The following is a 23,297-nucleotide window of genomic DNA, read 5'->3' on the forward strand; positions in this document are numbered from 1 at the left end:
CTCGGGTTTACCCCATGGGTACACTCAGGCCAGCCCAAACAACGGAGAAAACAGCTGTGGATACTCTGTTCACCAAGATCATCAACCGGGAAATCCCGGCCAAGATCATTTACGAGGACGACCAGGTACTGGCCTTCCACGACATCGCCCCACAGGCACCGGTGCATTTTCTGGTAATCCCGAAGAAACCGGTGCGCACCCTCAACGACCTGACCGAGGACGACAAGACGCTGGCCGGGCATATTCTGTTCACCGCCCAACGTCTGGCGCTGGAACTGGGTTGCGAAAAAGGTTTTCGCGTTGTCATGAACTGCAATGAAGAAGGTGGGCAGACTGTCTACCACATTCATATGCACGTGCTGGGTCAGCGCCAGATGACCTGGCCGCCGGGCTGATTCACCGCCCAGCCATGCAGGAGCAAGGCTTGCCCGCGAAGAACGATAACGCGGTCTATCTGAATGACCGCGTTGACCCCATTCGCGGGCAAGCCTCGCTCCTACAGGTTCGGTGGCGGCCTCGCCTGAAATGACCCAGCGCAAACCTTCCCCGGCCGATTCGGTTAAACTGGCCGCCGAGATTCCTCCGGAGGTCAGCATGACTACCCAACGTCACTACTCGCCGATTGACCGTCTTCTGCTGCAAGCCGATGCCGCGATGCGTACCCTGCTGCCTTTCAGTGGCCAGCCGTACCGTCCGTCGCCGGCTATCGTGCAGCCGGAAACGCAAATGAGCGACGAAGACACCCGGCACGTTGCCGGCCTGATGCGCATCAACCATACCGGCGAAGTCTGCGCCCAGGCGCTGTATCAGGGTCAGGCCCTGACCGCCAAGCTGCCGCAAGTGCGCGCGGCCATGGAACATGCCGCTGAAGAAGAAATCGATCATCTGGTGTGGTGCGAACAACGCATCCATCAGTTGGGCAGCCACACCAGCATCCTGAATCCGCTGTTTTATGGCATGTCGTTCGGGATTGGCGCCGTAGCCGGGTTGATCAGCGATAAGGTCAGCCTGGGATTTGTTGCCGCCACCGAGCATCAGGTCTGCAAACACCTGAACGAACACCTTGAGCAACTGCCGGCCGAGGACGAAAAGTCCCGGGCGATTCTTGAACAGATGCGCATTGATGAAGAACATCATGCGGAAAGTGCGCTGGAGGCTGGTGGGTTCCGCTTTCCGGCACCGGTGAAGTTCGGGATGAGTTTGCTGGCCAAGGTGATGACCAAGAGTACTTATCGGATCTGACCTGTGGGAGCGGGCTTGCTCGCGAAAGCGGAGTGTCAGTCGACATCATTGTTGAATGAGCGACCGCTTTCGCGGGCAAGCCTTGCTCCTACGGGGGCTCTGCGAGACCCATAAAAAAGGCGACTGCCGTGAGGTAGTCGCCTTTTTTGTACCCGAAAATCTTAGGTCGGCATGTTGCGCGCGTAGAAGATTTCCAGCATTTCGTGTTTCACACGGTCGGTCACCTGGGCGCGTTGCTCAGTGGACAGGCTGTTGGTGGCGTCGCCGAACAGGTAGTCGTCCAGTTCGAAGTTCTTCAGCAGCATTTTGGTGTGGAACAGGTTTTCCTGGTACACGTTCACGTCAGTCATCTGGTAACTGTCGCGGGTGTCTTCGGAGAGGTAGTTCTGGATCGAGTTGATCTCGTGGTCGATGAAGTGCTTTTTGCCTTCAACGTCACGGGTGAAACCGCGCACGCGATAATCCACGGTCACGATGTCCGAATCGAACTGGTGAATCAGGAAGTTGAGCGCTTTAAGCGGTGAAATGACACCACACGTCGACACGTCAATGTCCACACGGAACGTCGCGATACCGTCCACCGGATGGATTTCCGGATAGGTGTGCACCGTGATGTGGCTCTTGTCGAGGTGGGCCAGGATAATCTCGGGCAACGGGCCCGGCGACTCTTCGATCTGGCTGTCGGTCGGGGTTACCGGCTCTTCAGAGATCAGAATCGTGACGCTGGCGCCTTGTGGATCATAGTCCTGACTGGCGATGTTCAGGATGTTGGCACCAATGATATCGACAACTTCTGTGAGGATCTGCGTCAGGCGCTTCGCGTTGTACTCTTCATTGATGTACTCGACGTAAGCCTGCTGGTCTTGCGGGGTTTCCGCGTAGCAGATGTCATAGATGTTGAAGCTCAAGGTCTTTGTCAGGTTATTGAACCCGTGGAGCTTGAGTTTGCTTTTCACCGTTAAAAACTCTCTATGTATTGCGGCCCGGGCCGCGTGATCAAGCATGCCCGTCAGATGCGAACAACGCAGCTGCGTAGGACGGTTAACACCTCTTCGCGATGGCGATTTTGGTTGTCTGTTCGGGTGCGGGGCCTGTCGGGTGACGGGCCACGACCCTGAAAAAAGTGGCGCATTATGCAGACGTCAGCTATGGATCGCCAGAGTCTGCACTGCTTTTATGATAGTTGAATGTCGATTCAACCGAGTTCGATGATCTCGTAGTCATGCGTAATAGCGACGCCAGCGGCGCCGAGCATGATCGAGGCCGAGCAATACTTCTCGGCAGACAGTTCAATGGCGCGTTTGACCTGGGCTTCTTTCAGCCCGCGGCCCTTGACCACGAAATGCATGTGGATCTTGGTGAAAACCTTTGGATCTTCGGTCGCGCGCTCGGCTTCGAGGAAGGCTTCACAGCTTTCGACGGCCTGACGGGACTTCTTGAGGATGCTGACCACATCGAAATTGCTGCAGCCGCCGACACCCAGCAGGAGCATTTCCATCGGGCGTACACCCAGGTTACGACCACCGGCGTCCGGCGGACCGTCCATGACCACGACATGACCGCTGCCGGATTCACCGAGGAACATGGCTTCGCCAGCCCATTGGATGCGTGCCTTCATCGCCAAGACTCCACTGTCTAAAAAAGGGTCGCCAGCTTAGCACAGGGCCCCGCTATGACAGCGTTTCACCTTCCTGGGAGGAGTGTCCCTGTGCTGTAGGTAAATTCTCGAATCTTGTAGGAATGTGTCTGTTAAGCTGGCGCCAATTCGCTGGCGCATAGCCAGCCATCAAGCGAATGAAAAAATCGCAGGCTTCACCCGCTCCTAAAACAATCAAAAACACCGTGCAGTCTTTTCGGGATACAACCATGGTTGCTATTACCCCCACACCCAAAATCAAGAACCTCGACAAGCTATTGATGCATTGTCAGCGCCGTCGTTATGCGGCCAAGAGCAATATCATCTGTGCCGGCGATCGCTCGGACACGTTGTTCTTCATCATCAAGGGCTCGGTCACCATCCTGATCGAGGACGATGACGGCCGCGAGATGATCATCTCCTACCTGAACGCAGGGGACTTCTTCGGTGAGCTTGGCTTGTTTGAACAGGCCGGCCTGGAACAGGAACGCAGTGCCTGGGTACGCGCGAAGGTCGAATGCGAGGTTGCGGAAATCAGCTACGCGAAGTTCCGCGAACTGTCCCAGCAAGATCCAGACATTCTTTACGTGCTCAGCGGACAAATCGCACAGCGCCTGCGTAACACCACGCGCAAGGTCGGTGACCTGGCGTTCTTTGATGTCACCGGTCGCGTCGCCCGTTGCCTGTTGGAATTGTGCAAACAGCCAGACGCCATGACCCACCCGGACGGCATGCAGATCAAGGTGACCCGTCAGGAAATCGGGCGGATTGTCGGGTGTTCCCGGGAGATGGTCGGTCGCGTGCTCAAGGACCTTGAGGAACGCAACCTGGTGGATGTCAAAGGCAAGACCATGGTGGTCTTCGGCACGCGTTAAGCCTCGTACATTCCCGCCAGCAACTGGCGATACAGTGCGTCGAGACGCTCCAGTGCATCCGGCGCGGCAAATTTTTCATGCAGGGCGGTGTGGCTTTCGGCGCGAACCCGCTGTTCCAGGCCGCACGCCTCATTGAAGCGGTTGACCGCCGCGACCATCGACTCCCGTTCGTTATCCAGCAGCAACGCCCCGTGCACCAGCCCGACCGGACGTGTCCCGCCCTTGCTTTGGCGCCAGCGCTGGGCGGTGCCGACCATCTTGCGACCGTCGAGATTGACGTTGAAACGTCCATCGCAGAATGCGCCTTCGACTTCGCCCAATGACGAAGTGCCGCCCAACTCATCAAGTAGCTGACAAATCGGATCGCAGAGTCTTCGGTAGGCAGTTTCGATGCGGTTTTGATCACCTTCGCTGCGCGGTGGTGCGTAGACCAAGGCGATGTTGATGGTTGCAGACGATTGCGGGACGGGTTCGCCGCCGGTTTCGCGCAGCAGGACTGGCCAGCCAGCGGCGGCGGAGACTTCGCAGGCAGATTCGAATTGTGGCAGACGATTCAAGCGGCGCGGCATGACCAGTGCGCGGTCATTGGGTTGCCAGAACAGCAGGCTGAATTCTGAGCTGCCGGTGCAGACGGAGGCCAGCAGATCCTGTTCGGCGAGCAGGCCGGCTTCGGTGGTCAGAATGGTCGGCTGGAACATGAGCTACTCCGCAAGACATAAAATCTTTGGGACTTTTGAGTGCCCCTTCGCGAGCAAGCCCGCTCCCACAGGGGAACGCATTCCAAATGTGGGAGCGGGCTTGCTTGCGAAGGGCGCACCTCGGTTGGTCGGTCAGCACTCAGTCGAGTGTCGAACCACTCACCGCCGAACCACGCTCAGGGAAGAACAAACGCTGCAGTTCAGTGCCAGGGCTTTCGGCGCGCATGAACGCTTCGCCAACCAGGAAGGCGTACACGTCGCTGATTTCCATCAGTTCGACATCGGCGCGGTTGAAAATACCGCTCTCGGTAATCACCAGACGATCACGCGGAATGCGCGGCAACAGGTCGAGAGTAGTTTCCAGATTGACGTCGAAGGTGTGCAGGTTGCGGTTATTCACGCCGACCAATGGCGTGTCGAGGGTTTTCAAGGCCCGCTCCAGTTCGTTGCCGTCGTGGACTTCCACCAGCACATCGAGGCCGACGCTTTTTGCGACGGCCGCCAGTTCAGCCATTTTCACGTCGTCCAAAGCGGAAACGATCAACAGCACGCAGTCCGCGCCCAAGGCACGGGCTTCAACGATCTGGTACGGATCGATCATGAAATCCTTGCGGATCACCGGCAGTTTGCACGCCGCACGAGCCTGTTGCAGGTACGCATCGGCACCCTGGAAGTAGTCGATATCGGTGAGCACCGAGAGGCACGTGGCGCCGCCCTTCTCGTAGCTTTTGGCGATGTCGGCAGGAACGAAGTTCTCGCGGATCACGCCTTTGCTTGGCGAGGCTTTCTTGATTTCGGCAATCACCGCCGGCTGCTTGAGCTTGGCCTGGGCGATCAGTGCCTTGGCAAAACCACGGGGAGCATCGGCGGCCTTGGCCAGGCTTTCCAGCTCGGCCAGACTGACACGGGCGCTACGCTCGGCAACTTCCTGGACCTTGCGGGCCAGAATGTTTTCCAGAACCGTCGGTACACTCATCCCTCATTCTCCACTCGAAATACCGCGGTAAACGCACCCAGCTCCTCGAGTTTCTCCCGAGCGAGGCCGGTGTGCAGCGCGTCGTGCGCCAGGGCAACGCCCTCTTTCAAACTTGTTGCGTGGTCAGCGGCATACAGTGCGGCACCGGCATTGAGCACAATCATCTCGGCGGCTTTCTGGCCGTTCTCGGTTTTGCGCTTGCCCAGGGCATCACGAATCAGTTCGAGGGAAGCGGCCGGGCTGTCGACCGCCAGACCGTGCAGGCTCTGGCTCTTCATGCCCAGGTCTTCCGGCTCGACCCAATACTCGGTGATCTGGTCATTCTTCAGTTCCGCGACAAACGTCGGCGCGGCCAGGCTGAATTCGTCCAGACCGTCCTTCGAGTGCACCACCAGCACATGCTTGCTGCCCAGACGCTGCAAGACTTCGGCCAATGGCCGGCACAACGCCGGGGTGAATACGCCCACCACCTGATGTTTCACGCCGGCCGGATTCGTAAGCGGGCCGAGCATGTTGAACAGGGTGCGCAGGCCAAGGTCCTTGCGCGGGCCGGCAGCGTATTTCATGGCGCTGTGGTGAGTCTGGGCGAACATGAAACCGATGCCGACGTTATCGATGCAGCGCGCGACCTGGACCGGCGTCAGGTTCAGGTAGATCCCGGCCGCCTCCAGCAAGTCGGCACTGCCGCTCTTGCCCGAGACTGCACGGTTACCGTGCTTGGCCACGGTGCAACCCGCCGCCGCGACCACGAAGGAAGAGGCGGTGGAAACGTTGAAAATGTTCGCACCGTCACCGCCGGTGCCGACCACATCGACGACGCCGTCGAGGGTCTTGAGTTCGACCTTGTCCGCCAGCTCGCGCATGACCGACACCGCGCCGACGATTTCGTCGATGCTTTCGCTCTTCATGCGCATGGCCATCATGAACGCGCCGATCTGCGCGTCCGAGCATTGCCCGGTCATGATTTCGCGCATCACATCGCGCATTTCATCGGTGCTGAGGTCGAGGTGATCGACGATACGGCCCAGGGCTGTCTTGATGTTCATGAAAAGTCCTTAGCGCGTGCCGCCGGTTTGTTTGAGGAAGTTGGCGAACAGCTCATGGCCCTGCTCGGTGAGGATCGATTCAGGGTGAAATTGCACACCCTCGATGTTCAGCGTCTTGTGGCGCAGGCCCATGATTTCATCGACCGAGCCGTCTTCGAGCTGGGTCCAGGCAGTCAGCTCCAGGCAGTCAGGCAGGGTTTCGCGCTTGACGATCAGCGAGTGGTAGCGAGTGACCGTCAACGGCCGGTTCAGACCTTCGAAAACACCCTTGTCCTCGTGGAATACCGGGCTAGTCTTACCGTGCATGACTTGACGGGCGCGCACCACATCACCGCCGAAGGCCTGGCCGATGGACTGGTGGCCGAGGCAGACGCCTAGGATCGGCAGCTTGCCGGCAAAGTGCTTGATCGCTTCGATGGAGATGCCGGCTTCGGTCGGCGTGCAAGGACCGGGGGACACAACGATGCGCTCAGGGTTGAGCGCTTCGATTTCGGCAATGGTGAGTTCATCGTTGCGCACGACTTTAACCTGGGAGCCGAGCTCACCAAGGTACTGCACAACGTTGTAGGTAAAAGAGTCGTAGTTATCGATCATCAGCAACATGGCGATGGAAACCTCTTGAATTCACTGACTTTTAAGACTGCCTTCGAATGAATACCCGCAGTGTGCTGCGCTTTGGCAGGCGCTGGAGTGGACCCAGCAAAGCGGCATTTCAAACAGGTAAAGAAGGCGAAGCGGTACAGGTCCGGCGGGGCCGGCAAAAGAATTCAGGCGCGCCAACGCCAGCGGGCGTGTGCCTTGATGACTTGATCCAGGAGTTTGCTGATGATCAACACGGGAAAGGTCTCATTCATACGTCTTGGCACAGTAACTTAGCTGGGCAGAGCGTGCAATATGGCGCACGCGAAGGCTGGCGAAACAAATGAAGGGTTCGCGACAGATGGCAAAAGGCCGGAAGTTTTTGGTACTGTCGTTTCGTTCACTACAACAATAAATAAACGGACTTGCACATGATCAAACAGACGTTGTTTGTACCGCTCGCCAGTTGCCTGCTCGCCATGGCCTGCGCCCAGGCGAATGCGGCGCCCAATCCTTACACGAACTTCGTCGTCTTCGGCGACAGCCTCAACGATGCCGGGACGTTTGCCGACACCGGCGGGCCTGCAGGGGCCACCCAACGTTTCACCAACCGCACCGGCCCGGTGTATCTGGACGGCAGCGGTGAAGAGCGCTCGCTCAACGCCACGCAAATCCTTGGGGGAAAACTGGGGTACTCGGCGGACCAGACAGCGTCCTCGTCTTCGGCGGTACGCGCCAACGAAGGCCTGCCCGATGGCAACAACTGGGCGGTCGGCGGTTACCGCACCGACCAGATTCTCGACTCGATCACCGGTACCTCCGCCACTGGCGAGCGCACCCGTGCGGGCTATCTGCCGTCGAACAACTTCCGCGCCGACCCGAATGCGCTGTATTACCTCTCGGGCGGTGGTAACGATTTCCTTCAGGGTCGCGTGACCAGCCTGCCCCAGGCCAGCGCCGCCGCCGATCGCCTGGCCGACAGCGTGCAAACCCTGCAACAGGCCGGTGCTCGCTACGTGATGGTCTGGCTGCTGCCGGACATCGGCTTCACCCCGGCTTTCAACGGCACCCCGCTGCAAGCCTTCACGTCCCAGCTCAGTGCGCAGTTCAACACCGAACTGGTAAGCCAACTGCAGGACATCAATGCCAACATCATCCCGCTGAACATTCCGGTGCTGCTCAAGGAGACATTCGCCAACCCGGCGCAATTCGGCCTGGCTGCCGACCAGAACCTGAGCGCCACCTGCTTCAGCGGCAACGGCTGCACCGAGAACGCCCGCTACGGGATCAACAGTGCGACGCCGGATCCGAGCAAGCTGATCTACAACGACTCGGTGCACCCGACCGAAGCCGGGCAACGCCTGATTGCCGATTACGCCTACTCGCTGCTGTCCGCGCCATGGGAAGCAACCCTTCTGCCTCAAATGGCCCAAGGCACGTTGCGCTCGCATCAGGATGAGTTGCGTAACCAGTGGCTGGCGGATTGGGAAAACTGGCAAGGCGTGGGTCAATGGCGGGCGATCGTCGCCGCTGGCGGCCAGCACCAGGATTTCGACAGCCAGCGCAGCGGCGCCAGTGCTGACGGCAATGGTGCCAACCTGAACATCGGTGGCAGCTATCGGTTGAACGATGCGTGGCGCGTGGGTCTTGCGGCAGGTTTCTATAACCAGAAACTCGAAGCTGGCGACAACGACTCCGATTACAAACTCAACACGTATATGGGCACGGCGTTCGCCCAGTACCAGCAAAACCGCTGGTGGGGTGACGCGGCAGTGACTGCCGGGCATCTGGACTACGACAGCCTCAAACGTAAATTCCAGTTGGGGGCCAACGAACGCGGGGAGAAAGGCGACACCGATGGTTACCTGGTCGCCATCAGCGGCCGTTTGGGTTACGACATCGCGCCAGAAGCGAGCAGCCCATGGCACCTGTCGCCGTTCGTCAGCGCTGATTTCGCCAAGGTTGAAGTCGACGGGTACTCGGAAGACGGCGCGGACTCCACCGCATTGACCTTCGATGACCAGTCGCGCATCTCCCGGCGTCTTGGCCTCGGGATCCAGGGCAAGTACCAGATCACGTCGCAGACCCAGGTGTTTGGCGAACTGGCCCACGAGCGCGAGTACAACGACGACACCCAGGACGTGACCATGAACCTCAACAGCCTGCCAGGCAACACCTACACCCTGGCCGGCTACACCCCGCAGACCAACCTGAACCGCCTGAACCTGGGCGTGAGTCATAACCTCACCAAAGATTTGGCATTGCGGGCCAGTTATGACATTCGCAAGGATGATGACTTTACCCAGCAAGGTGTGAACGTGGGGGTCAGCCTGGACTTCTAAATCGCAGGCCATAAAAAACGCGGCGCCCTCACAGGCGCCGCGTTTTTTTATGCTGGTGAAATCCCTGTGGGAGCGGGCTTGCTCGCGAAGAGGGAGTGTCAGTCAACACACATGTCGCCTGACACGACGCCTTCGCGAGCAGGCTCGCTCCCACAGGTACAGTGCAGTGCTGCGACTCAAGCGTCCGGGGTTTGCTCGGCCAATGCCACGGCGCGGAACATTGCGCGGCGTTTGTTCAGGGTTTCTTCCCATTCCAGCGCTGGCACCGAGTCGGCGACGATGCCGCCACCGGCCTGCACGTGCAGTTCGCCGTCCTTGATCACCGCCGTGCGGATCGCAATCGCGGTGTCCATGTTGCCGTTCCAGGCGAAGTAACCGACCGCACCGCCATACACGCCACGCTTGACCGGTTCCAGTTCGTCGATGATTTCCATCGCGCGAATCTTCGGTGCGCCAGACAAAGTGCCCGCCGGCAGAATCGCCCGCAGCGCATCCATCGCCGTCAGCCCGGCCTTCAGTTGCCCGGTGACGTTGGACACGATGTGCATCACGTTGGAATAACGCTCGATGACCATCTTCTCGGTGAGTTTCACCGACCCGATTTCCGAAACGCGACCGGTGTCGTTGCGACCGAGGTCGATCAGCATCAAGTGCTCGGCGATTTCCTTGTCGTCCGACAGCAGGTCTTTTTCCAGCGCCAGATCCGCCTCTTCGTTGGCCCCGCGTGGGCGGGTGCCGGCAATCGGGCGCACGGTGATCAGGTTGTCTTCGACCCGAACCAGCACTTCCGGCGAACTGCCGACGACGTGGAAGTCGCCGAAGTTGAAGAAGTACATGTAAGGCGTCGGGTTGAAGCAGCGCAGCGCCCGGTACAGATCAATTGGCGCAGCCTTGAAGTCGATCGACATGCGCTGGGACGGCACGACTTGCATGCAGTCACCGGCGAGGATGTATTCCTTGATGGTGTCGACGGCTTTTTCGTAATCGTCCTGAGTGAAGCTCGAACGGAACACCGGATCAGCGGATTGTTGCTTGCTGAAATCCAGGCCGCGACGCGGCGTGATTGGCTGGCGCAGTTGTTCCAGCAATGCTTCCAGGCGAGCCTGGCCTTGCTCGAAGGCGTCGGCCTGCGCCGGGTCGGCGAGGACAATCGCGTGCATTTTGCCGGCGAGGTTGTCGAACACCACCACCGCGTCGGAAACCATCAGCAGAATGTCCGGCACGCCCAGCGGATCCGGATTCGGGCATTTGCCCAGACGTTTCTCTACATAGCGCACGCAGTCATAACCGAAATAACCCACCAGACCGCCGTTGAAGCGCGGCAGGCCGGGAATAGTCGGCACGTTGTAGCGGGCTTTGAATTCTTCGACGAAGGCCAATGGATCTTCGGCTTCGTGGCTTTCGATCTCGACGCCGTCGTGGGTCACGCTGATGCGGTGATCGTGAACCCGCAGCACGGTGCGGCACGGCAGGCCGATGATCGAGTAACGGCCCCATTTCTCGCCACCCTGCACCGACTCCAGCAGGTAGGAGTTGGGCTGGTCGGCCAGTTTCAGGTAGATCGACAGCGGCGTGTCGAAGTCGGCCAGGGTTTCACAGGCCATCGGGATACGGTTGTAGCCGGCAGCGGCCAAACGCAGGAATTCTTCGCGGATCATGGGGGTAGCCTCGTGGCTTGAGGGTCTAACAGTCAGGTATGCAAACGCGCCGGGATACCGGCCAGGAACAAGTCAGGCGCGCCAACGCCAGCGGGCCAGGGCCTTGATGACTTTCATCCAGAGTTTGCGAGTGACCACCACGATGGGATTTCCAGCAGGGGATTGAACAGCGTCGGGCAACGTTATCTCAGCGGCCGGGTCCAGGCAACCGGGAATTAGCTTGCGCAGATCGTCGATCACCAGCGCCGGCGATTCTTCGGCAATCGGTCGACCATGGTTGTAGCCATAACTCAGGGCCACACACTTGACCCCCGCCGCTTTCGCCGCCAGCACATCACTGCGCGAATCGCCGACAAACAGCGATTGCGAAGCCGGAATGTTGGCCATTTTCATCACGAAAAACAGCGCCGCCGGATCGGGTTTCTTTTGCGGCAGGGTGTCGCCGCCGATGATCCACTTGAAGTAGCGACCGATCTTCATCTGATCCAGCAGCGGCGCGACAAAGCGTTCCGGCTTGTTGGTGATCAGCGCCATCTCGACGCCCTGCTTGTGCAGCCATTTCAGGGTGTCGCGCACGCCGGGGTAAACCACGGTCAGCTCATGGCTTTCGCTATAAGCCTCCATGAAAATCTCCAGCGCACCTTCGGCCTCACCGTCATCGACCGTCGAATGGTCGATACCGCCCGCCAATGCACGGCGAACCAGCACTGGCGCGCCGTTACCGACCCATTCGCGCACCGACGCGAGGCCGGCGGGTTCGCGGCCCATCTTGAGCAGCATGTTATCCACGGCAACCGCGAGGTCGGGGACCGAATCGATCAACGTGCCATCCAGATCGAACATCACCAGTCGCGGCAGTCGCCCCGGGAACAGCTGCTCAAAGCCACTCATGGGCGAGCCAGCGCCAGTTCGGAACGCATCTTCTCGATCACTTCCTGGTAGTTCGGCGCATTGAAGATCGCCGAGCCGGCCACGAAGGTGTCGGCGCCAGCAGCGGCGATTTCGCGGATGTTGTTCACGTTCACGCCGCCATCGATTTCCAGGCGAATGTCGCGACCGGAGGCATCGATCAGCGCACGGGCCTGACGCAGTTTGTCGAGGGTGCCGGGGATGAACTTCTGCCCGCCGAAGCCCGGGTTGACGCTCATCAGCAAGATCATGTCGACCTTGTCCATCACGTATTCGAGCACGCTCAACGGAGTCGCCGGGTTGAACACCAGGCCGGATTTGCAGCCGCCTTCGCGGATCAGTTGCAGGGAGCGATCAACGTGTTGCGTGGCTTCCGGGTGGAAGGTGATGTAGGTCGCGCCGGCTTCGATGAAGTCTCCGACGATGCGATCCACCGGGCTGACCATCAAGTGTGCGTCGATCGGCGCGGTCACGCCGTATTTGCGCAGTGCCGCGCAGACCATCGGGCCGATGGTCAGGTTGGGCACGTAATGGTTGTCCATGACATCGAAGTGCACGAAGTCGGCGCCAGCGGCCAGGACGTTGTCCACTTCTTCGCCCAGGCGGGCGAAGTCGGCGGAGAGAATCGACGGAGCAATTACGAAGGGCTGCATGACGCACCTTTTCTGAGCAGAATCACGATGGCGCGCATTGTATACCTCATGCTTTGACGCGCGCACTGTGACCGCGATGATTGGGCCTGCCTTCAATCATTAAGTGCCGAGGGGCTCTAGTACGCCGCCCGGTAGATCTTCTCGATATCGACGGCACTCAATTTGCGCGGATTGTTGCGCATCAGGCGCTCGATCCCCGCCGCTTCTACGGCCATGGCCGGGATCGCGTCTTCAGGTACGCCGAAGCTGCGCAGGCCCAACGGGATTTCCACCGCCAGGCACAACGCGGTCATCGCCTCCACGGCTTTGTCCGCCGCATCGATGGCGCTCAAGTGCGCGGTTTTCACGCCCATGGCTTCGGCAATATCCTGCATGCGCTCGACGCAGGCCAACTTGTTCCAGGTCATGACATACGGCAGCAGCAAGGCATTGCTGACGCCGTGGGCAATGTTGTAGCGCCCGCCCAGCGGATACGCCAGCGCATGCACCGCGCCGACCCCGGCATTGCCGAACGCCATCCCGGCCATCAGGCTGGCGGTGGCCATGTCTTCGCGGGCTTGCAGGTTGGCCGGGTTGGCGTAGGCCTTGGGTAGTGCCTGGGTGATCAGTTTGATCGCACCGATCGCCAAGGCATCGGTAATCGCCGAGGCATTCAGCGACAGGTAGGACTCGATCGCATGCACCAGCGCATCGACGCCACTGGCGGCAGTGACACTGCGCGGGCAGGTCAGGGTCATTTGCGGGCTGACCAGTGCAACGTCCGGTAATAGATAGTCGCTGACGATGCCCTTCTTCAACTGTGCGAGCTTGTCGGAGAGGATCGCCACGTTGGTGACTTCGGAGCCAGTGCCGGCGGTGGTCGGGATGGCGATCAGCGGCGGGCCTTTGCGCGGTACCTGATCGACGCCGAACAGATCCTCCAGCGCGCCGTGATAACCGGCGTAAGCCGCCACGCTCTTGGCGATATCGATGGCACTGCCGCCGCCGAGGCCGATCAAGCCGTCATGCCCGCCTTCGCGGTAGACGCGCATGCAGTCTTCGACGATGGCGATTTCCGGGTCAGGCAGGACGCGGTCGAATATTTCGTAGGTGCGACCACCCAGATGGGCCAGCGCCAGCTCGACCGTGCCGGACTTGACCAGCGCGGCATCGGTGACGATCAGCGGGTTATCGACATCCAGACGAGTCAGCTCGGCGGCCAGTTGCTCGATGGCAGCGGCGCCGGTGATCAGTTTGTGGGCAATTTTGAAAGAGGAAAGACTCATGTGCGCAGCCTCTTATCGTGATGGGAGCTGGGCACAATAGTAGCTGGGGATTGGGGTTTGTCGTTTATTCACGGCGCGAATGACCAGAGATCTCGACTACCACACAAAACCAATGTGGGAGCTGGTAGGAGCTGTCGAGTGAAACGAGGCTGCGATCTTTTGATCTTAAAAAGTCAAAGTCAAAAGATCGCAGCCTTCGGCAGCTCCTACAGGGGATCGCGTTAAACCTGCGCGGTACGCAGTTTCTCGCTACGGCCACGCAGCCATTCCAGCGTTAGCAACAGAATCACCGAGAAGGCAATCAGCAACGTCGCAGCCGCCGCGATGGTCGGGCTGAGGTTTTCGCGGATACCGCTGAACATCTGCCGTGGCAAGGTCGCTTGTTCAGGGCCGGCGAGGAACAGCGTCACCACCACTTCATCGAACGAAGTGGCGAAGGCAAACAGCGCCCCGGAGATCACGCCCGGCGCGATCAACGGCAAGGTCACCCGACGGAACGCGGTCAGCGGCGAAGCCCCGAGGCTGGCAGCGGCGCGCACCAGGTTGTGGTTGAAACCCTGCAAGGTCGCCGACACGGTGATGATCACAAACGGCACGCCCAACACCGCGTGCACCACGATCAGCGAGAAGAAGCTGTTGCCCAGGCCCAGCGGCGCGAAGAACAGGTAACTCGCCACACCGATGATCACCACCGGCACCACCATCGGCGAAATCACCAACGCCATCACCAGCGCCTTGCCCGGGAAATCACCACGGGTCAGGCCAATCGCCGCCAGCGTGCCGAAGATCATCGCCAGCACCGTGGCCGCCGGGGCGACGATGATGCTGTTCTTCAGCGAGCGCATCCATTCCGCCGAGGCAAAGAAGTCCTGATACCAGTGCAGCGAAAAACCTTGCAGCGGGTACACCAGGAAACTGCCCGAGTTGAACGACAGCGGAATGATCACCAGCACCGGCAGGATCAGGAACAACAAAACCAGGCCGCAGAGAATCCGCAAGCTGTAGAACCACACCCGCTCAACGGGCGACATATAAGGACTCAGCATTTCAATTCTCCCCTTAGCTCAGGCGCAGGCGGCTGGCGCCCACCAGCCAGCTGTAAATCAGATAAAGCACCACGGTCGCCAACAGCAGCAGCCCACCGAGCGCGGTCGCCATGCCCCAGTTGATGCTGGTGTTGGTGTAGAAGGCGACGAAGTAGCTGACCATCTGATCGTTCGGGCTGCCCAGCAACGCCGGGGTGATGTAGTAGCCGATGGCAAGGATGAACACCAACAGGCAACCGGCGCCGACACCGGCGTAGGTCTGCGGGAAATACACCCGCCAGAAGCTGGCGAACGGGTGGCAGCCGAGGGAAATCGCGGCGCGCATGTAGGTCGGCGAGATGCCTTTCATCACGCTGTAAATTGGCAGGATCATGAACGGCAGCAGGATGTGCACCATCGAGATGTAGACCCCGGTGCGGTTGAACACCAGCTCCAGCGGCTTATCGATAATGCCCATGGCCATCAGGCCGCTGTTGATCAACCCGCCGGATTGCAGCAACACGATCCACGCGGCGACCCGCACCAGGATCGAGGTCCAGAACGGTAGCAGCACCAGAATCATCAGCAGGTTGCTTTGACGCGATGGCAGGTTCGCCAGCAAGTAGGCCAATGGATACGCGAGGAACAGGCAGATCACGGTGATGACCAGGCCCATCCAGAAGGTGCGGGCGAAGATGTCGAGGTAGATCGCTTGATCCGGGGTGGCCGGGGCCACTTCGCCGAGGTCGTCGATCCGGTGATCGACCGCCGCCAGCAAGTAGTAAGGCGTGATGCTGCTGGTGTTGCGCCGCACGGCTTGCCAATAGGCTGGATCGCCCCAGCGCTCGTCGAGACTTTCCAGCGCTTCTTTATAAGAGGTCGGTTCGGTGGCGAACGGCAAGGCGCGGGCGGTTTTGGTCAGCAGGCTGCGGTAGCCGGCCAGTTCCATGTTCAAGCGCTTGGACAGGTCGCCCAAGGTCTGGTTTTTACGCGCTTCGGCGAGGTCTTCGCTGGCGGCTTTATAAACCGGTTCGGCTGGAAGGCCACGGCCATCCCAACTGGCGATAGCCGTCACGGTGCGCGGCATGCCGCCGACCACTTCCGGGTTACCGACACTTTTGTAGAGCAGCGCCACGATCGGCACCAGGAACACCAGCAACAGAAACAGCACCAGTGGCGCGATCAAGGCTTGTGCTTTCCAGCGGTTGATCCGCTCGGCGTGCTTGAGCCGCTGCTTCAAGGTGGGGTCAGTGCCCGCGTTCAGGGGAATGGCAGTGGCCATGGCGTACTCCGGAAATCTTTGATCGTTACAGAGGCGGCCAGGCCGCCTCTGTTCTTGTTAGCTATACATCCCCCTGTAGGAGCGAGGCTTGCCCGCGAAGACGGTGTGTCAGTCAACACCAATGTTGAATGTACCGACGCTTTCGCGGGCAAGCCTCGCTCCTACAAGGGTGGATAAGCCCACAGGTGGGCTTATTTGGCAGCCCAGGAATTGAAACGCTGTTCCAGTTGCTCGCCGTTGTCAGCCCAGAAGCTGACGTCGATCTGCACCTGGTTGGCGATGTTTTCCGGGGTGGTCGGCATGTCTTTCAACACATCCTTGGCCAGCAACGGTACGGCTTGGGTGTTGGCCGGGCCGTAGGCGATGTTTTCCGAGTAAGTCTTCTGCTGCTGCGGCATGACCGAGTAAGCGATGAATTTCTTCGCCGCTTCGGCACGGGTTTTATCCAGGCCTTTTGGAATCGCCCACGCGTCGAAGTCGTAGATCCCGCCGTTCCACACCACTTTCAGGTTGCTTTCTTTCTGTACGGCAGCGATCCGGCCGTTGTAGGCCGAGCTCATGACCACGTCACCGGAAGCGAGGTATTGCGGCGGCTGTGCGCCCGCTTCCCACCACTGGATGCTTGGCTTGAGTTCATCGAGTTTCTTGAACGCGCGGTCCTGGCCATCCTTGCCGGCCAGCACTTTATAGACGTCTTTCGGCGCAACGCCGTCGGCCATCAGAGCGAATTCCAGGGTGTACTTGGCGCCTTTACGCAGGCCACGCTTGCCCGGGAATTTCTTGGTGTCCCAGAAATCGACCCAGCCAGTCGGTGCGGAAGCCAGTTTGTCGGCGTTGTAGGCCAACACGGTCGACCACACGAAGAAGCCCACGCCGCACGGCTGGATCGCGCCTTTGACGTAGTCTTCAGTCTTGCCGAACAACTTCGGATCGAGCTGCTCGAACATGTCTTCGTCGCAACCGCGGGACAGCTCTGGCGATTCAACTTCTACCAGGTCCCAGGACACGCTCTTGGTGTCGACCATGGCTTTGACCTTGGCCATCTCACCGTTGTATTCGCCCGCGACGATCTTGCCGTTGCCCGCCGCTTCCCACGGTGCATAGAAGGCTTTGACTTGCGCTGCCTTGTTCGCCCCGCCAAAGGACACCACGGTCAGGTCCGGGCCCGCCGCCATCGCGTGTGCCGCACCGATCATGCCCACGACCAAAGCGGTGAATTTCAGGGATCTCAACATTTATTGTTCTCTCCACGTGCAGGGTTGGTGTTGGTGTAGCCGGGGCGATCAATGCGCCTCTAAAAGTGGGTCGAGCGCGCGAACGTGTTCGACCTGCCAGCCAAGCGGTACCACGTCGCCCACCGCCAGCTCGGGATCGAGCTCGGCAATCGGTTGTTTCACGAAGAAGTCGGTCTTGCCGCAGACTTCCAGGCGAACCCGGACGTGGTCGCCCAGATAGATGAATTCCGCCACCCTTCCTGAGAAGCGATTGACGCAGGATTCGCTCGAACCATTGAGGCTCACGCGTTCCGGGCGAATCGACAGCGTGACCGGTTCGCCGGTCTTGCCGACGTTGACCGCCAGGGCTTCAACCTTTTCGCCGCGACCGAGTTCGACAATGCAGCGGTCGCCGGTCTGGCTGTGCAAGCGGCCGTTGAGACGGTTGTTCTCGCCGATGAAGTTGGCGACGAAGGTGTTCTTCGGTTCTTCGTAGAGGGTGCGCGGCGGGGCGATCTGCTGAATCTCGCCCTGGTGGAACACTGCCACGCGGTCGGACATGGTCAGGGCTTCGCCCTGGTCGTGAGTCACGTAGACCACGGTCACGCCGAGGCGCTGGTGCAGGTGTTTGATTTCCATCTGCATGTGTTCACGCAGTTGTTTGTCGAGTGCGCCGAGGGGTTCGTCCATCAGCACCAGTTGCGGTTCGAACACCAACGCACGGGCCAACGCCACACGCTGTTGCTGACCGCCGGACAGTTGCGCCGGGTAGCGCTGGGCGAAGGCGTCGAGCTGAACCATGCTCAGGACTTTTTTGACCTTGTCGCTGACATCGCTCTTGTTCAAGCCGCGCACGGTCAACGGGAACGCGAGGTTCTCGGCGACGGTCATGTGCGGGAACAATGCGTAGTTCTGGAACACCATGCCGATGTCACGCTTGTGCGGCGGCACGTTGTTGATCGAACGCCCGGCCAGCAGGATTTCCCCGGCGGTCGGGGTTTCGAAACCGGCGAGCATCATCAGGCTGGTGGTCTTGCCGGAGCCGGACGGCCCGAGCAAGGTGAGGAATTCGCCTTTGCGAATGTCCAGGTTGAGGTCTTTGACGATCAGGTTCTCGCCGTCGTAGCTTTTCTGCACTCCACGAAAGCTGACCAGAATGTCATTGGCCCCTGCACTTGAATCGACCTGGCTCATACCCACACCTTTGTTGTTGATGACTGCTTGTGGTCTAAGCCTAGTGGACGCTGGGGACCACGCAAATCGGGGCGCAGGAGAGAATCGCCTCAGCCGGATGGAAGGTTGGGGGTAGGGATTGCCCTACAAGGATGGCGTGATTTGGTAAGCGCAGCGGCTAGCGGTGAGTTGCATGCCGCTAGGACAGGCAAAAGCAGGTTTTCGGGGTGTCGCAAATGGATATGCCAACACGATCCCTGTAGGAGCGAGGCTTGCCCGCGAAAGCATCAGCCCATTCAACATCGATGTTGGCTGACACGCCGCCTTCGCGGGCAAGCCTTGCTCCTACAGGATTGCGTGTGTCAGGCAATATTGATGTCGACTGACTTGGCCCCTTCGCGAGCAAGCCCGCTCCCACAGGGGGGATTGCAGTGAGTCAGTAGCAAGCGTTCTTTATTAGAGGAGTTTGTGTTCCATCGCGTATTTCACCAGTTCCGCCAGGGAGGTGATGTTGAGCTTCTGCATCAGCCGTGCCTTGTGGGTGCTGATGGTTTTGCTGCTCAGGGCCAGTTGCTGGGCGATGTCGTTGACGTTGGCGCCCTGGGCCAGGCGTTCGAACACCGAGAACTCGCGTTCCGACAATAAGGAGTGCAGCGGTCGCGAATCGGTCAGGCCGACTTCGAAGACCATGCGGTCGGCCAGGTCCGGGTCTATATAGCGCCCGCCCGCCGCGACTTTGCGGATCGCCGTCAGCAACAGCGCCGGATCGCTGTCCTTGGTCGCATAACCTGCCGCGCCAACCTTCAATGCGCGCGCGGCCATTTGCGCTTCGTCGTGCATCGACAGCACCAGGATCGCTGGCGGATTGTTCAACGCGCGAATCCGTGGGATCGCCTCCAGGCCGTTGACCCCAGGCATGGAGATGTCCAACAGCACCACTTCGCAGGGCACATGACGCAAGGTCTCGAGCAACTGCTCGCCATTGCTCGCCTCCCCGACCACCAGCAAGTCCTTGGCCAGGCCGATCAATTGCTTGATGCCTTCGCGGACGATGGTGTGGTCTTCGGCTACCAGTACACGGATCACTTGCCTCTCCTCATAAAATGCGTTGATGCCAAAAAGATCGCAGCCTCCGGCAGCTCCTACGCCGAACGCATATCCCAGTAGGAGCTGCCGCAGGCTGCGATCTTTTAGCGATCCACAGGCACTCGCACGCTCAGGGTCGTGCCCTCCCCCGGCTCACTCTCAAGCGACAACTGCCCGCCCATGATCAACACCCGCTCGCGCATGCCTACCACCCCAAAAGAGGTTGGCCGGCCGGTGGCGGGAACAAATCCTACGCCATCATCGCTGACCGTCAGACACAACTCGTCGCCTTCCAGCGCCAGGGTCAGTTCGACAGTATGCGCCTGGGCATGGCGCATGACATTGGTCAGCGCTTCCTGAAGGATGCGGAACAAGCCAATCGCCTTGGCATCGCTGAGCACCGGCAGATTCTCCGGCACCTGAACCAAACACGGAATCTGTGTACGCGCCTCGAAGCGCCGGGCCTGCCATTCGATGGCAGAAGCGATCCCGGCATCAAGAATCGGTGGCCGCAGCGCCGTGGCCACATCCCGCACCAGTTGAAACAGCTGGGCGATCAGTCGCTTCATACTGTTCAAGCGCTCGTTCAAACCTGGGTCGAGCTGGGCGTAGGCCAATTCGCACATGGAGGTTTCCAGTTTCAACACGGTCAACATCTGCCCCAGTTCGTCATGAACCTCCCGGGCGATGCGGGCCTTTTCCTCTTCCCGCACACTCTCCAGGTGCGCCGACAACTCGCGCAATTGCTCCCGGGAGCTGGCCAGTTCCAGCTCGATGCGCTTGCTCTCGCTGATGTCCCAGACAATCCCGTCCCAGACGTACGCGCCATCCTCCAGCTGCCGGGTAATGGCCTTGATCTCGGCCCAGCGCTGCTCGCCGGAACGCGTGAGGATGCGTCCTTGCCATGACCAGTCGCTGTCGGTGTCCAGCGCATGATCCTGCGTCAGGTGATAACTGACCTTGTCGTCCGGATGCACCAGACTTCGTAGTCCTTTATCCCGATGGGCCAAAGTCGCCGGTGAGTAACCGACCAGGCTCTCGCTGCCTTCGCTGATGTAGGCAAAGTCGATCTGCCCGGTCACCGGCGCCCGCTCCAGGCGAAAGACCAATCCGGGCACGTTGGCGGCGATCCCTTGCAGTCGTGCCTCGCTTTCCTGCAACGCGGCCAAGGCACGCCGGCGTTCGGTGACGTCGTTGAGGTAAACCACCAGGTATTCGCCGTCGCGAAACCGCAGGAAGCTCAACGACACATCTGCTGGCAGGATGCTGCCGTCGGCCCGCACACAATTGGTTTCGAAACTTTGCGGCCCCTCCTCGCTGGCCCGCGCGCGTTTCCACAGGTTCAGCCAGCGGTCCATGTGCAGGCCAGGTTCGAAGTCGATCAACGGGCGGTCGATAATCCCGCCGGACGGATAGCCGAGCATGCTTTCGGCGGCGCGGTTGGCGTAGCGCACGTGGCTGTCCCAGTTGACCCAAAGGATGCCAACGGTGCTCTGATCGATGGAAAACTGGGTCAGGCGCAGGGCTTCTTCGCTCGCTTCGCGCAGGGCGATGTCTTCCCGCGCCGCCAGCAGCCGTTGCTCCAGGCTGTGTTGCTGGCGCCGCTGCCAGAACACGATGGCCATGCTGCTCAGCAACAACACCGCCAACAGCAGGCAAAGGTTTTGCCAGAATCCCGGCGACTCGGACAGTCGCGGGTATTTGGGTTGCAGCCATTGGTTGTGCAGTTGCTCCAGGTCCTTGGCCGGGATCGCCCGCAGCGCACTTTCGACGATGCCGGCCAGCTCCGGCCAGTCCCGTCGCGTGGCCACCCGCAGCAATTGCGGCAAGCCAATGTCGCCCACGACCACCAGCCCGGCGAACTCCGGCTCGGCGGATAGACGCCCGAGTTGCGCCTCGTCGACCACCGCGTAACCGGCCTGCTGACTCAACAGCAACTGCAACGCCTGACGCTCGATCGGCACGCCTTGCAGGTTCAAATGGGGGAAGTTGCTGCGCAGGTAATCGGCGATAACACTGGGCATGCGCACGGCGACGCGAGTCTGGCTGTCGAGTTTTTCCAGCTCCACCACACCGGCGCCCTTCTGGTCACTGACCACCAGTTGCGGCACGCGCATGTACGGATCGGAGAACTGCCAGAGCCGCAGCCCGCCAGGAGTCTGGGTCAGCCCGGGAGCGATATCGACTTCACCTTCGCGCACCGCCGCTTCCAGTTGTTCCACATCCGGGAAGTTGCGCCAGCTGAGTTCGACCTTGAGCGCCTTGGCCAGCCACTTCATCAGTTCGACGTTGACCCCGGACAAGCGTTGCAAGCGACGATCGTATTGCGCATAGGGCGATTGCAATACAACGCCGACGCGCAATTCGCCATGCTCGGCCAGCCATTGCTGCTGGGCCGCCGACAACTGTGCAACATGCACCGGGGGCGCGGGAGCCGCCCAGCCCATCAAGGGAAACCACAAACAGCCGATAACCCACAGGCAGCGAAAACGCATCATTGAAGTCTCACACACTGACAAATACTGACCAACCCATTAGGCTGCCGGAATAACTTCTGGCCTGGAATATCCGATGCCCCCTGTCTCCCGCCTGGCACTGCCAGCATTGTGCCTGTCGCTGTTCCTGCCTTGCGCCTTTTCCGTCGAGGCCGCCGACCCTGCACCTGCTTCTACCGAAAAAGCCGCAGAAACAAAACCGGTGGAACGTCAGCCGCTGCTTGAGCGTAGTCAGGAAGAAGCGACAGCACTTGAGCGAAAAATTCCTGCCCAGGAACAGCAACAGCTTCAGGCCGGTGCCGATACGTTTCTCGCCCTGTGGAAACCGGCCAACACCGCAGACCCCAGGGGCGCGGTGATTATCATCCCCGGCGCCGGCGAGACCGTTGACTGGCCGCAAGCAATCAGCCCTTTGCGCAACAAATTGCCGGACGCCGAGTGGAGCAGCCTGAGTATCACCTTGCCGGACCTGCAAAGCGATGCCATTGCGCCGCGCGTCGTCGAAGTCCCGCCGACGATCAAAGCCCCTGATACCGGCAGCAAAGACTCGACCACCGCGAAGCCTATCGAGCAGGCGGCCAGCGGTGAATCGGACATCGCCGACAAAGCAGTCGTGGAAACCACCGAAGAACAGTCCAAGGCTGACGCCGAGCGCATCTTCGCGCGCATTGATGCCGCCATCGCCTATGCCGAACAGCAAAGTGCGCGGCGTATTGTCGTGCTGGGACATGGCACCGGGGCTTACTGGGCCGCGCGCTACCTGAGCGAGAGGCAGCCGTCGCAAGTGGAAAAATTCGTGATGGTCGCGGCGCAGACGCCGTTGACGGTCCAACCACCGTTGGCTGAATTGACGCCAACCTTGAAGTTGCCGACTGCCGACCTCTTCTATAAGGACAAGCCGCTGGATCGCAGCGCGGCGCTTGAACGCATGCAGGCCAGCAAACGCTTGAAGACTTCGGCGTTCAGCCAGGTGTCGCTCAAGGCATTGCCGGGCAATGTCCAGGCTGAGCAAGAGCAGTTGTTTCGCCGGGTGCGTGGGTGGTTGAATCCGCAGCCTGTGTCGGAGTGATAGACCGAGTCGCCCTCATTCGCGAGCAAGCCCGCTCCCACAGGGGATCTTCTGTGTGCCACAAATTGTGTGAA

Annotated in this window: 22 protein-coding genes; 6 read left to right on the plus strand and 16 right to left on the minus strand. The window is 60.1% G+C overall.

Features of this window, described 5'->3' with window-relative positions; translation table 11 throughout:
* Positions 1-56: 56 nt before the first annotated feature.
* Entirely contained in the window at positions 57-395 is a 339-nt protein-coding gene (locus LOY68_RS28880) for a histidine triad nucleotide-binding protein (protein ID WP_163911318.1), read from the plus strand.
* 199 nt (positions 396-594) lie between these two features.
* The gene (gene coq7, locus LOY68_RS28885; protein WP_054044116.1) at positions 595-1,242 is read left to right on the plus strand and encodes a 2-polyprenyl-3-methyl-6-methoxy-1,4-benzoquinone monooxygenase; all 648 of its coding nucleotides are present in this window, start codon (positions 595-597) and stop codon (positions 1,240-1,242) included.
* Positions 1,243-1,403: 161 nt separating this feature from the next.
* Here the strand turns inward: coq7 and speD are convergent, their stop codons facing one another.
* Complete coding sequence (speD, locus tag LOY68_RS28890; RefSeq protein ID WP_054044117.1) at positions 1,404-2,198, minus strand: adenosylmethionine decarboxylase; 795 nt, start codon at positions 2,196-2,198, stop codon at positions 1,404-1,406.
* A 239-nt stretch (positions 2,199-2,437) separates the two neighbouring features.
* The gene (locus LOY68_RS28895) at positions 2,438-2,860 is read right to left on the minus strand and encodes an OsmC family protein (protein ID WP_007941657.1); all 423 of its coding nucleotides are present in this window, start codon (positions 2,858-2,860) and stop codon (positions 2,438-2,440) included.
* Positions 2,861-3,108: 248 nt separating this feature from the next.
* Here LOY68_RS28895 and crp point away from each other — a divergent pair, with 248 nt between their 5' ends.
* On the plus strand, positions 3,109-3,753 hold the full coding sequence (crp, locus tag LOY68_RS28900) for a cAMP-activated global transcriptional regulator CRP (protein ID WP_054044118.1): 645 nt from the start codon (positions 3,109-3,111) through the stop codon (positions 3,751-3,753).
* On the opposite strand, the gene LOY68_RS28905 is transcribed toward crp, so the two are convergent.
* The 4 genes from LOY68_RS28905 to LOY68_RS28920 all read right to left on the minus strand — a co-directional run bounded on the left by LOY68_RS28905 (position 3,750) and on the right by LOY68_RS28920 (position 7,076).
* Positions 3,750-4,451: a biotin/lipoate A/B protein ligase family protein gene (locus LOY68_RS28905; protein WP_265041255.1), complete on the minus strand. Its 702-nt coding sequence runs from the start codon at positions 4,449-4,451 to the stop codon at positions 3,750-3,752. The two genes, crp and LOY68_RS28905, sit on opposite strands and share 4 nt — an antisense overlap.
* A gap of 139 nt (positions 4,452-4,590) precedes the next feature.
* Positions 4,591-5,427 carry an indole-3-glycerol phosphate synthase TrpC gene (gene trpC / locus LOY68_RS28910; RefSeq protein WP_163911312.1) on the minus strand — a complete coding sequence of 279 codons (837 nt, stop codon included), beginning with the start codon at positions 5,425-5,427 and terminating at the stop codon, positions 4,591-4,593.
* Positions 5,424-6,473 (minus strand): anthranilate phosphoribosyltransferase, encoded by a 1,050-nt coding sequence (trpD, locus tag LOY68_RS28915; protein WP_054044121.1) that lies wholly within the window; start codon positions 6,471-6,473, stop codon positions 5,424-5,426. Before trpD ends, trpC begins: the two co-directional genes overlap by 4 nt.
* Positions 6,474-6,482: 9 nt before the next feature.
* Positions 6,483-7,076: an aminodeoxychorismate/anthranilate synthase component II gene (locus tag LOY68_RS28920; RefSeq protein WP_007906885.1), complete on the minus strand. Its 594-nt coding sequence runs from the start codon at positions 7,074-7,076 to the stop codon at positions 6,483-6,485.
* 47 nt (positions 7,077-7,123) lie between these two features.
* Between LOY68_RS28920 and LOY68_RS28925 the strand changes: the two genes are divergently transcribed.
* Together LOY68_RS28925 and estP are read left to right on the plus strand one after the other, a co-directional pair.
* Positions 7,124-7,399: a hypothetical protein gene (locus tag LOY68_RS28925; protein WP_265041256.1), complete on the plus strand. Its 276-nt coding sequence runs from the start codon at positions 7,124-7,126 to the stop codon at positions 7,397-7,399.
* Positions 7,400-7,483: 84 nt separating this feature from the next.
* Positions 7,484-9,394 (plus strand): esterase EstP, encoded by a 1,911-nt coding sequence (estP, locus tag LOY68_RS28930; RefSeq protein WP_265041257.1) that lies wholly within the window; start codon positions 7,484-7,486, stop codon positions 9,392-9,394.
* A gap of 176 nt (positions 9,395-9,570) precedes the next feature.
* On the opposite strand, the gene trpE is transcribed toward estP, so the two are convergent.
* The 10 genes from trpE to LOY68_RS28985 all read right to left on the minus strand — a co-directional run bounded on the left by trpE (position 9,571) and on the right by LOY68_RS28985 (position 22,157).
* Entirely contained in the window at positions 9,571-11,052 is a 1,482-nt protein-coding gene (trpE, locus tag LOY68_RS28940) for an anthranilate synthase component I (RefSeq protein ID WP_054044123.1), read from the minus strand.
* A gap of 72 nt (positions 11,053-11,124) precedes the next feature.
* Positions 11,125-11,943: a phosphoglycolate phosphatase gene (locus tag LOY68_RS28945; protein WP_163911307.1), complete on the minus strand. Its 819-nt coding sequence runs from the start codon at positions 11,941-11,943 to the stop codon at positions 11,125-11,127.
* Entirely contained in the window at positions 11,940-12,614 is a 675-nt protein-coding gene (gene rpe, locus LOY68_RS28950; protein WP_054044125.1) for a ribulose-phosphate 3-epimerase, read from the minus strand. Before rpe ends, LOY68_RS28945 begins: the two co-directional genes overlap by 4 nt.
* A 116-nt stretch (positions 12,615-12,730) precedes the next feature.
* Positions 12,731-13,879 carry an iron-containing alcohol dehydrogenase gene (locus LOY68_RS28955; protein ID WP_054044126.1) on the minus strand — a complete coding sequence of 383 codons (1,149 nt, stop codon included), beginning with the start codon at positions 13,877-13,879 and terminating at the stop codon, positions 12,731-12,733.
* A gap of 221 nt (positions 13,880-14,100) precedes the next feature.
* On the minus strand, positions 14,101-14,925 hold the full coding sequence (locus LOY68_RS28960) for an ABC transporter permease (RefSeq protein WP_054044127.1): 825 nt from the start codon (positions 14,923-14,925) through the stop codon (positions 14,101-14,103).
* A 13-nt stretch (positions 14,926-14,938) separates the two neighbouring features.
* On the minus strand, positions 14,939-16,186 hold the full coding sequence (locus LOY68_RS28965) for an ABC transporter permease (RefSeq protein WP_265041258.1): 1,248 nt from the start codon (positions 16,184-16,186) through the stop codon (positions 14,939-14,941).
* A 191-nt stretch (positions 16,187-16,377) separates the two neighbouring features.
* Positions 16,378-17,421 (minus strand): ABC transporter substrate-binding protein, encoded by a 1,044-nt coding sequence (locus LOY68_RS28970; protein ID WP_265041259.1) that lies wholly within the window; start codon positions 17,419-17,421, stop codon positions 16,378-16,380.
* A gap of 48 nt (positions 17,422-17,469) precedes the next feature.
* A complete protein-coding gene (locus tag LOY68_RS28975) occupies positions 17,470-18,594 on the minus strand; it encodes an ABC transporter ATP-binding protein (protein ID WP_054044130.1) in 1,125 nt (374 codons plus the stop codon).
* Positions 18,595-19,029: 435 nt separating this feature from the next.
* Entirely contained in the window at positions 19,030-19,659 is a 630-nt protein-coding gene (locus LOY68_RS28980; RefSeq protein WP_003210977.1) for a response regulator transcription factor, read from the minus strand.
* Between the two features lie 104 nt (positions 19,660-19,763).
* Positions 19,764-22,157 (minus strand): PAS domain S-box protein, encoded by a 2,394-nt coding sequence (locus tag LOY68_RS28985; RefSeq protein WP_265041260.1) that lies wholly within the window; start codon positions 22,155-22,157, stop codon positions 19,764-19,766.
* A 73-nt stretch (positions 22,158-22,230) separates the two neighbouring features.
* On the opposite strand from LOY68_RS28985, the gene LOY68_RS28990 reads away from it, so the two are divergent.
* Positions 22,231-23,223, plus strand: coding sequence for an alpha/beta hydrolase family protein (locus tag LOY68_RS28990; RefSeq protein WP_265041261.1), 993 nt, complete (start codon positions 22,231-22,233; stop codon positions 23,221-23,223).
* Positions 23,224-23,297 lie beyond the last annotated feature (74 nt).

The organism is Pseudomonas sp. B21-053, from assembly GCF_026016365.1.
GTDB classification, from domain to species: Bacteria; Pseudomonadota; Gammaproteobacteria; order Pseudomonadales; family Pseudomonadaceae; genus Aquipseudomonas; species Aquipseudomonas nunensis.

What these genes read in the sequence shown, in the direction of transcription:
- coq7 (WP_054044116.1), top strand. Translation starts at nt 595, where the DNA reads ATGACTACCCAACGTCACTACTCGCCGATTGACCGTCTTCTGCTGCAA.
- LOY68_RS28895 (WP_007941657.1), bottom strand. Translation starts at nt 2,860, where the DNA reads ATGAAGGCACGCATCCAATGGGCTGGCGAAGCCATGTTCCTCGGTGAA.
- crp (WP_054044118.1), top strand. Translation starts at nt 3,109, where the DNA reads ATGGTTGCTATTACCCCCACACCCAAAATCAAGAACCTCGACAAGCTA.
- LOY68_RS28905 (WP_265041255.1), bottom strand. Translation starts at nt 4,451, where the DNA reads ATGTTCCAGCCGACCATTCTGACCACCGAAGCCGGCCTGCTCGCCGAA.
- trpC (WP_163911312.1), bottom strand. Translation starts at nt 5,427, where the DNA reads ATGAGTGTACCGACGGTTCTGGAAAACATTCTGGCCCGCAAGGTCCAG.
- trpD (WP_054044121.1), bottom strand. Translation starts at nt 6,473, where the DNA reads ATGAACATCAAGACAGCCCTGGGCCGTATCGTCGATCACCTCGACCTC.
- LOY68_RS28920 (WP_007906885.1), bottom strand. Translation starts at nt 7,076, where the DNA reads ATGTTGCTGATGATCGATAACTACGACTCTTTTACCTACAACGTTGTG.
- LOY68_RS28925 (WP_265041256.1), top strand. Translation starts at nt 7,124, where the DNA reads ATGAATACCCGCAGTGTGCTGCGCTTTGGCAGGCGCTGGAGTGGACCC.
- estP (WP_265041257.1), top strand. Translation starts at nt 7,484, where the DNA reads ATGATCAAACAGACGTTGTTTGTACCGCTCGCCAGTTGCCTGCTCGCC.
- trpE (WP_054044123.1), bottom strand. Translation starts at nt 11,052, where the DNA reads ATGATCCGCGAAGAATTCCTGCGTTTGGCCGCTGCCGGCTACAACCGT.
- LOY68_RS28945 (WP_163911307.1), bottom strand. Translation starts at nt 11,943, where the DNA reads ATGAGTGGCTTTGAGCAGCTGTTCCCGGGGCGACTGCCGCGACTGGTG.
- rpe (WP_054044125.1), bottom strand. Translation starts at nt 12,614, where the DNA reads ATGCAGCCCTTCGTAATTGCTCCGTCGATTCTCTCCGCCGACTTCGCC.
- LOY68_RS28955 (WP_054044126.1), bottom strand. Translation starts at nt 13,879, where the DNA reads ATGAGTCTTTCCTCTTTCAAAATTGCCCACAAACTGATCACCGGCGCC.
- LOY68_RS28960 (WP_054044127.1), bottom strand. Translation starts at nt 14,925, where the DNA reads ATGCTGAGTCCTTATATGTCGCCCGTTGAGCGGGTGTGGTTCTACAGC.
- LOY68_RS28965 (WP_265041258.1), bottom strand. Translation starts at nt 16,186, where the DNA reads ATGGCCACTGCCATTCCCCTGAACGCGGGCACTGACCCCACCTTGAAG.
- LOY68_RS28970 (WP_265041259.1), bottom strand. Translation starts at nt 17,421, where the DNA reads ATGTTGAGATCCCTGAAATTCACCGCTTTGGTCGTGGGCATGATCGGT.
- LOY68_RS28975 (WP_054044130.1), bottom strand. Translation starts at nt 18,594, where the DNA reads ATGAGCCAGGTCGATTCAAGTGCAGGGGCCAATGACATTCTGGTCAGC.
- LOY68_RS28985 (WP_265041260.1), bottom strand. Translation starts at nt 22,157, where the DNA reads ATGATGCGTTTTCGCTGCCTGTGGGTTATCGGCTGTTTGTGGTTTCCC.
- LOY68_RS28990 (WP_265041261.1), top strand. Translation starts at nt 22,231, where the DNA reads ATGCCCCCTGTCTCCCGCCTGGCACTGCCAGCATTGTGCCTGTCGCTG.